Below are 12,254 nucleotides of genomic sequence, written 5' to 3'. Positions count from 1 at the left end.
CCTATTTCCTAAAAAATCTTTACTTTATTCCTCCTTAAATAAAATCAATAATTCAGCATATAATATCTATGCATCTAGATTATTACCTTTGTATCGAGCAGTTAGACTGGGCTAACTGCTCTTTTATTTGTGACAAAATGAAATTTTTATTAAGTTTGCTATTACTAACATGTATTGATTTCTTTTCTAAATTAATTTAGAAAAGGGACGAGTATTATGAGTTTAAAAAATCAAAGTTTCAAACAAGCAGGAGAAGTTGTCCAATCATTTGTAACAATAAACAAAGAAATTATAAAGTTCACACATCAAAACGCCTCCAGTTTAGGATTAACAGTACAACAAATGGGTATCTTAAATACAATTTATGCACTCCCTAATGTTACTCTTAAAGAGATTTCAGAACGTTTTTCAGTTCCTAAAAGTACAGTGAGTGTGAATGTAGATGAATTAGTTAATCTACAGTTCATCAAGCGAAAACAATCAGATGAAGATCGTAGAGAAATAAAATTAAAGGTAACAAACCAAGGACAAAAAGCATCGAAAAAATCCATTGAAAACTCTACTTCCTACAAGGCAATGGAATTAGCACTACAACAACTTCAAGAAGATGATGTTCAAACATTATTGCGTATTCATAAAGATTTATTAATCTCTCTACAGCAATTTCGTTAATTGATGTAAACCATTTTAAACACAAATTCTAATTCTTATTTTTCAAAGAACTGAGCAGTTAGATTTCACTAGCTGTTCTTTTATTTAAAATAGCGTTTTTTATTAAGAAATTAGTCATTCCAACTAAAACGGATGTAATGTTCGTAATAAGATCCACCTAAAATGTTTTTCTTTTCTACTACCTTAAATTCAACTTTCACACCATCCATTAATTCTTGTAACTTTTCCGTAAATGGTTTTGAGTGCAGAATATGCTTGTCTGGATTTTCTTTATGAATTTGATATCTATAACCTGAATATCCATTTGCAGCACTTTCGATTATTACGCATTCCATTTCCTCTGCAAATTCCAATACCTTTTCATCAATGACTTTTTCTTGGAGTTCTTTCAAATTCCCCACTAAGGACATTTCCATTCTCCTTTTTCTCAAATAACGATTTTGTTTTAAATCCTCACATTCCTAAAAAACATACATACAGTATCATGAGGTATTCTTTTTTATTTTTCTTAAGGAGCGCTTTAAAAAGCGCTCTTTAGTTTTTAAATAAAGATTTTGTTTTACTTTTGCTAACTACCCTTCCCTTGTATAAATGCACCTTTTTCACATACCATATTAAAATCCAAATAATTCTCTTTTAGGATGGTACTAATATGAACAAGGCAGTAAAATACATTTTAATCTTCTTTTGTACGGTGTTTTATATTGTAATTATTGGCAGTATTGTCTATCAAAACTTTGTTCAAGAGCATTTTATTCCTCCAAGTAAGAAATCTAAGATTGAACATAAACATTCATAATTAGCTATAAGGAGCGCTCCACAAGACATTCTTTAGCTTTAAAATAAGATTTTGTTTAGTTTCCATTAACCATTTTGATTCATTTGCATACAGTATTATCACAAGGAATTTCACAGGTTGCTCTGGTCCAGTTACCTTGAATTTCTTGCAGACCTTGTGGGAAGAATCCGTTTGTAACGAACGAATTCTTTTATTTATTTTTCATACAAAATCTTTTCGTTTTTCTAAAACCTAATTTACCGATTACGAATAAGAGATTCCTTTTAAATGTTCAGAAGAAATCTCTCATTCTTTTGTACATAAAAAGACTCCGATACATATCTCATTTTTTAAAGTTACTTAATTTTTCATTGCAATTTAAAGCTTGTAATTTCACCTGTAGCTTGGCGTATTTTTAATCCGGAGTAATAATCTGCTTCTGCTTTACTATCGAATACATGGCCGTCTAGTTCTACCTTCTTATTGTTATATTTACTCATAATTTTTCTCTTTTGTTTTACTAATTAGCTGATTAATTTCATAGATACCATGTATCAAACATTCCATGTTTCTTCACCCCTTGAATATTTTTTAAATAAAAATACATACTATTCTCAAGCCGCCGTATCCACGGCTAATACTTCTTTCTTTTGTTACAGCAGAAGCAGGTAGGTTCTTAACTTATCTGCTTTTCCTGTATATTTTTTAAAATATCGAAAATAATACCAACAAGCTGTTTGAACTAGCAGCTTCACTCTTCTCCTAATAGGAATGCAATTTATCACAATTAGCTAACTCATTCGACTCACTGGCAGACAACCAAAATTATTGTCTGCTTTTTGCATGGAATTTTTCATTTTACATATACTAGTTTTGAGCCTGTTACCAATGCAAGCCATTTTGGTGTTTTGAATTCCAACTAAGCTTTTTGTTGCATAGATTATTACATCTTTGACAACACTAATTTAAAGCGCGTTTTCTTGTTATTCGTAGTTCTAATCCAGAATAATTTTTCTCCTATTAAAGGACAGCAGATACGACTGCAAGTCCTTTTTTCTTATACCGCATATTCCCCCTTCTGGTAGCTTCGAACCACATTACCCTCATCATCGTAATAAGCAATTTCCAAAAAATGATGACAGTTGCGCTTTTCAATTCCTCCATCGAACAAAACGAACAAATGAGTTTTCCAGTTCCTTACAATCACCCCCGCATGGAGGTAGCGAAAATTTTACACTTTCTTGAAAGCCTGCTCTGCGCTGTACATGCGCTTGATGTCAAAAACATCTTCATTCTCGCACTTTACAAACTTCATAAATTTCACCATCGACATTGTTACAAATTTTGTTCTGAACTGCTGCCAATAAAGATAACTTGCTTTACTTTCCATTTCAGCAACAATAATTTTATCTTTCTGCCAATATTCGAAAATGGTTGTTAATTTAAATTTGTAAATAAGAAAGCTCGATCTTCGCACGCCCTTATTTTTTTCATCTACCAATATGAGTTAAATCATTTATAAACTTCTCTTCCTCCATTTCGATAATTGCGGAATGTGTAATGAAAATACTCGCTCGCTTCAATACCTTTTCTTTCAACCAAAGTGGTCTACCGAAATAGTAGACATAATAAGTTCCGTTCTCTTTTTGCTGCACTATAACATTCCCGTACAGTTTGAATGTGTTACGAATTTCTTTCACCAAATCGTCCAATTCTTTGTTTGCAAAAGATATTTTCGTATCATCATCAGAGGAGCTAGTACGAACTGCTTTCTCTCGATTTTTTTCGATTAAATATTGTTCATACGTAAGTTGCACTTGTTCTTGAATTGCGACATGGTTGTAATACCCTTGCTCTACTGGTTTTGGACTATAAAATTTCTTTTATATATTTTAAAATTCATTTTAAATACGGTGAGTGAAATTTTTTTCGGCATCACCCTTGTTGTATACAAACAAAAAAAGAGCCGCAATATTTCGCGACTCTTTTACAATTATAACCATTTAGCGGCCACGTCTTTGCTGACCTTGCTTTGTACTACCTTTTTTATTACTTGGCTTATTAAATGATCGGTTATTTTCATTTCTAGAACTATTTCTTGAATCACTTCTTGAGCCATTTCTGGAATCACGTCTTGATTCACTTTTTGAACCTTCACGGCTATCTCTTTGACGATATTGACCTGATTTCTTTGGAGCCGGCTTTGGTACCGGTTTTCCATTTTCATCTACACGTTTTATCTTCGGTTGTTCGATTATTTCTCTTTGTATTGGTGCACCAAGCGTTTTTTCAATTTCTTCTAAATGTTTTTCATCTTTCGCTGCAACGAATGTAATTGCAAGACCTGATCCACCTGCACGTCCTGTTCGGCCAATGCGGTGAATATAACTTTCTACATCTTCAGGGATATCAAAGTTAAATACGTGCGTTACACCATCTACATCAAGTCCACGAGCTGCTACATCCGTTGCGATTAAGTACTGAATTTTAGCTTCTCGGAAACTCTTCATAACTCTTTCACGTTTCGCTTGAGGTATATCACCATGAAGTTCAGCACAATTATAACCTAGTCCTTTTAAATTATCATAAAGCTTACTTGCTCTAACCTTTGTACGACAGAAAATAACTGCTAAAAATGGTTGATCACGATCCATAACAAAACGAAGTGCATCTGGCTTTGCACGATCTGTCGTCTCAATGACACGCTGCTCAATTGTATCTACCGTTACTTCTTCACTTTGTACTTGAATCATTTGCGGCTCATCCATATAACGCTTCGCCAATTTTTTAATATCTTTTGGCATCGTTGCTGAGAATAACATCGTTTGTTTACTACCAGGTGTCTCATCTAAAATATCTTCAATATCATATAAGAAACCGAAATAAAGCATTTGATCCGCTTCATCTAGTACAATCGTTGAAAGATTACTTAAATCAATTGTTTCACGTCGTATATGATCTAATAATCGTCCTGGTGTCGCTACAACAATATGTGTATTACCTTTTAATTTTCTCAATTGTTGTGCGACATCTTGTCCGCCATATATCGCTAGTACATTAATATCTTCTCTTTGAACAAGCATTTTTTTAATTTCAGTTGTAATTTGCAGTGCTAGTTCCCTTGTTGGCGCAACGATTAAAGCCTGAACATCACTAGACTCTGGATTGATTTTTTCTAAAATCGGTAACACGAATGCTAACGTTTTACCCGTTCCTGTTTTCGCCTGCCCAATAATATCTTTACCTGACAGAATAACTGGAATTGCCTTCTCTTGAATTGGTGTTGCTTCTGTAATTCCATTTTCACGTAATGTATGATTAAAAGTTTCACTAATTCCTAATTCTAAAAAGTTTTTCAAATAGACCACTTCTTTTCCTTATTTTTCACATTAGCTTTCATTGTACCATTTGTTTCGCTAAATATGAAAAATAAAAAAATTCTTATCTTCTTTTTTATATTCATCGTGTACTAGATGGACAAATTCTTTTTGCTTTTTCTCGGATTTTATTAATGTTTCCATATTTGCAGAAGTCAAAATATACTTTTTAATTTTTCTATTACTCCAAATTAAACTTGTATACTTTGTATCTTCGTGTAGCTTTCGAAACCACTCAAATTCGCTTAATTTGACAATATGATGTTTTAATTTCATGTCATTTCGAGGATAAAACAAAATTATATCCATTATTACATCAAGCAATAAACTCATCTTCTCCCCTCCTATACATATATATTTCAATGTTACGGAAATATAGTTATAGGGTGATAAAATTGACCACTACATTCATAAAATTTTTTTGCATATTTATCTTATTATATTTTCAATCCACTACAATTATTATGGCGAAATCTCAAACAGATGTAATAAGTGAATTCAAACATGCCTTACTCAAAAATGATAAATAATTAATGCAGTCATATGTAACAGAAGGGGTTGAACTACCTACTTTCCAAAAGGAAAAACCTATTCATGAAATTAAAATAGTACCATCTCCAAAAGAAGATACTACAATTCTTATTTCTTATTTGAAAGGCACTAATGATGAATTTACTATCGGTTTCATTTTAGAAATAGTAACAAAAAATAATAAAATATCTCAAATGAATCAAATTTATGATGGGAATCCACTTATAAAAGAAGCTACTATCGTAAAAGAATATGAAATGAAATGTAAGGAACATATACTTACTCCTACAAAATTCACGAATTTCAAGGGTACATCTATAACGATTACTTAAACCTCCAATACTACAATGAAGACATTAATGGGATTTTTAAAATCACTGTTTCACCAGTTCAAAACAAATTAGGCTTCTATGTACATAGTGGAGCTAAGTTCTACAGCTTAAAAAATAATATAAAAGCACTATATAATCCTCATTTTGATTCAGCATATGAGCTCCTCTTTCAGGAAAATGGTTTTCAATATACAATTGCAATTGGTAACAAACGCTATATACAAGGAAAATATAACGTAAAGGATTTAATTCAAATTGCAGAATCTATGAATTAAAAAACCAATCTTTTCTATATCGAAAAGATTGGTTTTTTTATTATTTTATACAGTAAGCTTTCCTCCATGATAGCAATAATACTGCGCTGCTTTAAGACTTTTAATCCTATTTAAAGACTGTTCCGCCCTTTCTATATCTAAACAAAAATTCGGATTAGCTATAACTAACTCTCGATTCTCTTGAACCGCTGCATCTCCTGTAATTACACAGTCTAAATTGGGAAAATATAATGAAATATGCCCCGAGGTATGTCCTGGCGTTGCCACTACTTGACATTCATTATTCAAAATCATTTGACCATCATGTACTTTTTCATCGACGAAAATATGTTTTATATTTTTTAACTGTTGTATAAACCATTTACCAAATTCTTTTTCTTCATTTGGCATACGTTCTAACATTTCTTCAGCTTGAACTAACCTCTCTGATTTTATATCACCATTAATATTGTTAGATTCAATTTCACTAGCAATAACATTAATATTTGGATATTTCACTTTAAAATCATATAAAGCCCCTATATGATCGTCATCATAATGGGTAATAATTATATTCTTTAAGTTTTTCATCTCATATCCATGTTTTAATATTGCATTTTCAATTAAAGGTAAAAAACTTGGATATCCTGTATCCACTAACGTTAATTCATTATGTAATATAATTAAACTTGGATAAATACATTGTTTTTGCCCGTTAAATTCGAATTCAATTGGTAGTTCTATTATTTTCATTTTTCTTCCCCCATACCGCTTATAAAATGCATAATAATAACTAAATCATCCACATACATTTTACAATATATATACTATGTAACGGAACACTGTGAATCGTTGCATAATCCACATTATATTATTTTGAACAGGTAATCCCCTATCTTTATGGAAATATATAATAAGAAAAACAATAACATTGATTAATCTCTCACTTCTTTGTCCATCCTTTTAAAAAATCTATGTTTTTGTAAAAGGAGTGTTTATATGGAGAAACAGACACTTTGGAAAAAGTTCAAAAAAAGCTCTGTAAACCTCGGTAAATCCAGCGTATATGAAAGTATTATCTTATTCTACACAATGAAAAAGAAAGAATTACCTACTAAAGCGAAATTCATAATATTAGCCGCTTTATCTTATTACGTATTAACAATCGATTTCATTCCAGATATAGCTGCTGTTATTGGGATTGGCTTATTAGATGATGTTTTAGCAATCGCTGTAGCGCATAAATATGTTATGCGCCATGCAGATGCTGAAATTCGAGAGAAGAGCAAGGTAAAAATGGAGTCATTATTTACTTCAGCACAAGCATAATTAAACTAACTAGTCATTTACATACCTTTTTACTTTCAAAAAAAGCTAACTGTAATTAATGATAGTTCCACCTCACTGAATATTACTCTTCACTATGAGAGCATTGCAGAATAAATCCCTAAACAAAAGCATTTCTCTTAGCTCTCAAACCGTAAACAAAAAGGGTGTCAGCACGTGTTCCTAAGTTCTGACACCCTTCTATTTGTTCTTATATCTATCTGTTATACAGTTGCATGTGTCCCCTTATACAAAACTGCTATTGCCGCGACTATAAGGATCATACCCATAAAAGCAGGTGCAGCATGACCAAGCGATACATAGATTTGCCCTCCAATAATAGGACCAATCATTCTTGCTAAAGCTTGAATAGATTGACTTCCCCCTTGAATCCTTCCTTGTTCACTAGAACCGCCAGACTTTGAAAGCATCCCGTTGAATGAAGGCCCGAAAATTGAATCCCCAAAACCAAACATTAGCATTCCAACGATAAGTAGTGGAGAGAGTGAAAATACAGCTGATGCTGCAATAAAACTGTATCCTATAATCTCCGAAACCATCCCAAGAATTGCTATTTGTTTATCACTAAGCTGGATCAAAAGCTTTGGCATTATAAAACTTTGTGAAACAATGTCTTGAAAGCCCAAAATTGAAAACATAAGTCCGATTAGTGCAGGTTTCCAACTGAAAGTATCCATCGTAAATTGTGTGAAAATTGCTTGTAAAGATCCGTTAGGTATCCAAAGTAAAAACGCTGAGACAAGTAACCATTTTAAATTTTTCATGGAAAGTATGTTTGCTAGCTGTGCAAAAGGATTCATTCTTACAAAAGTAATCTCTTTCAATCTATTATTTTTGTCAAGGCTCTCAGGCATATATTTGATCCCATATACAACATTTATTAACGTTATGATTGCTCCAAAATACATAGGTACAGTATCACCAAACTTGGCAAGTAATCCCCCAATGGTTGGGCCAATGATAGTTCCCGCACCTACAACTGCACTCACCCATCCAAAGTATTTCGTTCTCTGCTCTTTTGGAATGATGTCTGCAAAATATGCGAAGATAGTACTTATGCTCCCGCCTGTTATTCCTTCTATTATGCGTCCAGCAAATAGTACCCATAAAGCTCCTCCTATGCCAAAAACTAAGTACCCAATTGCAGAACCAAATAAGCATATTAAAAGTAATGGACGACGGCCATACTTATCGCTTAAAGCCCCGAGTACTGGAGCAGCTAAAAACACGCAGGCCGCATATACGGAAGTTAGTAGTGTAACAACTAATGCTTGTTCTTCCGGATTACTTGTATATGGCTGTACTAAGAATGGGACTACAGGCATGATAATACTGAAACCTATACCACAAAGAAATACAGAAATAAGTCCGAATAGTAAAGCATGTTTATCTATGCTTTTTTCAGTTTCCCTTTCATTTTGTGATCTAAATATAGACATTTAACTTCGCCCCTTTTAAAAATTTGTTGCTTTGTCAACAAAATAATAACTCTGTTTTGTTGATTAGTCAACAAAAATAAAATGATAAAAAAGCAGCCTATTCTCATTAGATTAGGGCTGCCATTTCATTATTAAAATGTATTAGGATTTAATATGTATACCTTGTTTCTTTATTTCTGCATCCAAATGTCTACTATACTTTTCCACGAAACTAATTATACTGTCGAATTCTTCTTCAGTTACTTGCTCAAATACAGCTTTATCCCGCTCTTGAAACTCTTTGTGCAGATCTTCATGGATTTTATAAATTTCTTTCCCTTCTTCGGTAAGCCTAAAATAAATTTCTTTCTTATTTTCCGACTTTTGGTAGCTTTCAATAAGGCCTTTTTGTATGAGCTTCTTAGTCATTCTACTTATAGCACCGCGAGTCACATAAAAAGCCTCTGCAAGTTGTGTCACATTAGAATCCACATTATTTTCAATATATTCAATGCAGTGGACTTCAGAAGACTTAAAACCTTTAAGGCCTTCTTCCATCTTATCTTTATTAAGCCAAACCAGCTTATTATATAATTCCCTGAAACCGTTCATGACCTGTTCTTCTTTATTCATGACCTGCCCTCCTCACCACTCATTAGCACATTAAAATTATTATATTAAATTTCTGCTTACGTTTCGACAATATTGAAATAATTATTGTAACATTCAAGATATGTGTAAAAATTGGCGCTTAAATAAAACAATTCATTAAACAGCAAATTTATTGCTACTTACAGTAAACAGTAGACAAAAAGTAAGAGCTAAGATTATTTCTCTTAGCTCTTCTTTCATAAAACTATTTCACTTCATTAGCGACAAAAAAGTGCTCACATACACTTGATATGCGCTGTAAGTCTACGTTCCCACCAGATATAACCGCTACTACTTTTTTTCCTTTTATATAGCTATCAACTTTTCCTGCAAGAAGTGCAGCAGTTGCTAATGCACCTGCACCTTCTACAACAGCTTTCCCACGTTGTAATAAATCTTTCATCGCTACTTCCAGTTCTTTTTCTGATACAGTTACAATATCATCTACTACTTCTTTTACAATTTCAAATGTTAATTCCCCTGGTATTTTAACAGCGCAACCATCTGCAATAGTAGGCGCCTCATAATGTTCTACGATTGCTCCTTTATCGTAAGATGCCTTCATTCCATGGACATTATCTGCCTGGACACCAATTATATTAATCGATGGATTAAAAGATTTTAATGCTACAGAAATACCAGAAATAATTCCGCCTCCACCTATTGGTACAATGACAGTATCTACATCCCACATATCATCAAGAATATCTAATCCAATTGTACCTTGACCAGCCATTACCTCTACATCATCATATGGATGTAAGTATGTCTCACCTGTTTTCCTTATAATTTCTTCACATTTTGTCTTTGCATCATCAAAGGTTTCACCATGTAAAATCACTTCAGATCCATATCCTCTAGTTGCTTCAACTTTAGCCTGCGGTGCAGAAATTGGCATAACAATTTTACTCTTAATACCGAGTAAATGAGCAGATAATGCAACTCCTTGTGCATGATTACCTGCTGAACATGCAATTACACCTCTTTTTTTTTCTTGATCCGTGAGCCGCGACATTTTATTAAATGCGCCACGAAACTTAAAAGAACCCGTTAATTGCATATTTTCTAATTTCAAATGAATTTCTCCGCCCGTTTTACTAGTCAAGTAAAAAGATTTTACTAATGGCGTTTTACGAGCATTTCTATCTAGAATCTTGTGAGCTTTTTTAATATCGTCTATATGTAATGGTAGTTTTCTAGTTATCATACTTACACCTCTTCCAATGTTCTATTCCTAAGTTTTCGTAAGTCGTAGCTCCTTTATACGAAAAGAAAAAGTCTTTATATTTGTACCCCACTCTGAAATAAACACATTTGCAAACAATTCAACATCCTCTTCATATCACGTTCTTTATAATCATTTAAACATGCAATTTGGATCCAATTATTCTTTTGTAAATAAGATGACTCATAATGAACGATGTATCCTTGTAATGCTAATGCATCGCCTACTACTTTAGAAGAATGATCTTCGCTCAATACAATAGTAAGTATAATTGGCCCGGCATGTTCTTTAGGTGAAACAAGCTTTAAACCCATATCAGTAATAACTTCTTCAACATAATCGTATGTCTCTTTAATTTTTACAAATGCCTTTTCATCTTCAAATCTCTTCAACGCTTCTTGCAATGCATAAATTAAATTCCATGATTGTGAGTATGGAATGCTTTCATTTTCTTCATACATGCCAATGTCCATATAGGCCGGCACAGCCTCGTTTATTTTTACAATGTGGTTATGAAAAACGAAAGAAATTCCTGTATATGATTTAATCGCTTTACCGCTAACACCACTTGCAAAATACACATCCTTCAAGTCTATTGGTATTGCTCCAATTGAGCTTATGCAATCTACACATAGTTTCATTTGATTCTCGTTACAAAGAGTATTTAGCTCGTTTAAATCGTTTAACATTCCAGTAGATGTTTCATGATGAACAAACCAAAGCCATTCATAATTTCCAGTTGTCATTATTTCTTCTAATTCTGTATAAATAAACGGCTCTCTCATTTCCTTTTTATACGTATCAAAATGTAACTGTGCTCGTTTTGCATGCCCAACTAATCTATTTCCAAATTCTCCATTTGTTAATACTAGTCCTTTCCCTTTTAAAGAACGTAACTGTAAAGCAATCGCATCATTGGCTAACGTCCCTGTTCCTAACATAAGTTGTACATGTTTTGCTTTTGTCATGTGAAGTAACCGTTTTTTCACATTGTCCATTGTCACTTGAAATGACTTAGAGCGATGCGAAATAGGCTTAGTACAAAATGCCTTTCGAACGTTCTCTTCAATGTCTACTGGACCAGGTAAAAATGTGTATTCTTTCGTCATAATACTTCCAACACTTGATTCTTCAAACATAGCAGGGGTAACATACATTGGCTGGAAGGCTGCTACTTCTGTACCAACTAACGTATGGAAACCTTTGAATCCCATTTGCTCATATAAAGCTAGTTCACGTGTTGTTGCAGAAATGAGTGCTAATTCATATCCATTTAGAAGCAAATAACGATGTAGAAAACGGATTAATCCTAACAACGCTCTTCCATTCCTATATTCACGTTCTACTGAAAGTAAACGAATTTCATACACTTTTTCTCCATGCTCTTGCAAATAAACATCTAAATTTGAAATTTTATAATCTAACGAGAATGGTCGTTTTCCCGCACCGCGACCATACCTACTAATCTATCCTCATCTAAACAAATTAAATATGTATTTTCTTCATGAAACCTATCTATACGAAACTGGTCTTTCGTTTCTTCATGTTGTGGAATCTCTTCCACAAAAGTTTTATAATTTAATTTATGTATACTTTCAAATTCCCAATCTTGATCAGCAACTTTATAAATTAACCCCATGCCTTACCTCCTTTATCTATTTAATAAAAA

General features: G+C 32.9%; 11 protein-coding genes and 3 pseudogenes. 4 read left to right on the top strand and 10 right to left on the bottom strand.

What is annotated here, in order from left to right; genetic code table 11:
* Window positions 1-216: 216 nt before the first annotated feature.
* Complete coding sequence (locus JFU02_RS31535; protein ID WP_061665828.1) at window positions 217-672, top strand: MarR family winged helix-turn-helix transcriptional regulator; 456 nt, start codon at window positions 217-219, stop codon at window positions 670-672.
* 110 nt (window positions 673-782) lie between these two features.
* Here JFU02_RS31535 and JFU02_RS31530 read toward each other — a convergent pair whose 3' ends face one another.
* On the bottom strand, window positions 783-1,082 hold the full coding sequence (locus JFU02_RS31530) for a hypothetical protein (protein ID WP_061665829.1): 300 nt from the start codon (window positions 1,080-1,082) through the stop codon (window positions 783-785).
* 242 nt (window positions 1,083-1,324) lie between these two features.
* Here JFU02_RS31530 and JFU02_RS31525 point away from each other — a divergent pair, with 242 nt between their 5' ends.
* Window positions 1,325-1,471, top strand: a complete 147-nt coding sequence (locus JFU02_RS31525) for a hypothetical protein (protein ID WP_153578076.1) — start codon at window positions 1,325-1,327, stop codon at window positions 1,469-1,471.
* A 350-nt stretch (window positions 1,472-1,821) separates the two neighbouring features.
* On the opposite strand, the pseudogene JFU02_RS31520 reads toward JFU02_RS31525, so the two are convergent.
* From JFU02_RS31520 to JFU02_RS31505, 4 genes and pseudogenes are all read right to left on the bottom strand, one after another.
* A pseudogene (locus JFU02_RS31520) lies at window positions 1,822-1,950 on the bottom strand (DUF1064 domain-containing protein); the annotation flags it as partial.
* A gap of 990 nt (window positions 1,951-2,940) precedes the next feature.
* The gene (locus JFU02_RS31515) at window positions 2,941-3,267 is read right to left on the bottom strand and encodes a hypothetical protein (RefSeq protein ID WP_176520918.1); all 327 of its coding nucleotides are present in this window, start codon (window positions 3,265-3,267) and stop codon (window positions 2,941-2,943) included.
* 186 nt (window positions 3,268-3,453) lie between these two features.
* Window positions 3,454-4,818: a DEAD/DEAH box helicase gene (locus JFU02_RS31510; RefSeq protein ID WP_003307035.1), complete on the bottom strand. Its 1,365-nt coding sequence runs from the start codon at window positions 4,816-4,818 to the stop codon at window positions 3,454-3,456.
* 48 nt (window positions 4,819-4,866) lie between these two features.
* The gene (locus JFU02_RS31505) at window positions 4,867-5,160 is read right to left on the bottom strand and encodes a hypothetical protein (protein WP_201072121.1); all 294 of its coding nucleotides are present in this window, start codon (window positions 5,158-5,160) and stop codon (window positions 4,867-4,869) included.
* Between the two features lie 29 nt (window positions 5,161-5,189).
* Between JFU02_RS31505 and JFU02_RS31500 the strand changes: the two are divergent.
* Window positions 5,190-5,965: pseudogene (locus tag JFU02_RS31500) on the top strand (hypothetical protein).
* Window positions 5,966-6,010: 45 nt separating this feature from the next.
* Here JFU02_RS31500 and JFU02_RS31495 read toward each other — a convergent pair.
* Window positions 6,011-6,697, bottom strand: coding sequence for an MBL fold metallo-hydrolase (locus tag JFU02_RS31495; RefSeq protein ID WP_000691156.1), 687 nt, complete (start codon window positions 6,695-6,697; stop codon window positions 6,011-6,013).
* 246 nt (window positions 6,698-6,943) lie between these two features.
* On the opposite strand from JFU02_RS31495, the gene JFU02_RS31490 reads away from it, so the two are divergent.
* Window positions 6,944-7,273, top strand: coding sequence for a YkvA family protein (locus tag JFU02_RS31490; protein WP_097889016.1), 330 nt, complete (start codon window positions 6,944-6,946; stop codon window positions 7,271-7,273).
* Between the two features lie 221 nt (window positions 7,274-7,494).
* Here JFU02_RS31490 and JFU02_RS31485 read toward each other — a convergent pair whose 3' ends face one another.
* From JFU02_RS31485 to JFU02_RS31470, 4 genes and pseudogenes are all read right to left on the bottom strand, one after another.
* Window positions 7,495-8,730 carry an MFS transporter gene (locus JFU02_RS31485; RefSeq protein WP_000021823.1) on the bottom strand — a complete coding sequence of 412 codons (1,236 nt, stop codon included), beginning with the start codon at window positions 8,728-8,730 and terminating at the stop codon, window positions 7,495-7,497.
* A gap of 141 nt (window positions 8,731-8,871) precedes the next feature.
* Entirely contained in the window at window positions 8,872-9,342 is a 471-nt protein-coding gene (locus JFU02_RS31480; RefSeq protein WP_001030909.1) for a MarR family transcriptional regulator, read from the bottom strand.
* Window positions 9,343-9,565: 223 nt separating this feature from the next.
* The gene (gene tdcB / locus JFU02_RS31475; protein ID WP_086790750.1) at window positions 9,566-10,567 is read right to left on the bottom strand and encodes a bifunctional threonine ammonia-lyase/L-serine ammonia-lyase TdcB; all 1,002 of its coding nucleotides are present in this window, start codon (window positions 10,565-10,567) and stop codon (window positions 9,566-9,568) included.
* 74 nt (window positions 10,568-10,641) lie between these two features.
* Window positions 10,642-12,224, bottom strand: a pseudogene (locus JFU02_RS31470) (aminotransferase class V-fold PLP-dependent enzyme).
* Window positions 12,225-12,254 lie beyond the last annotated feature (30 nt).

Origin of the sequence: Bacillus sp. TH13, from assembly GCF_016651175.1 — a bacterium.
GTDB classification, from domain to species: Bacteria; Bacillota; Bacilli; order Bacillales; family Bacillaceae_G; genus Bacillus_A; species Bacillus_A thuringiensis_S.
Note: the sequence above shows the minus strand (reverse complement) of the source record. Positions and strands in the feature narration are given on the sequence as shown.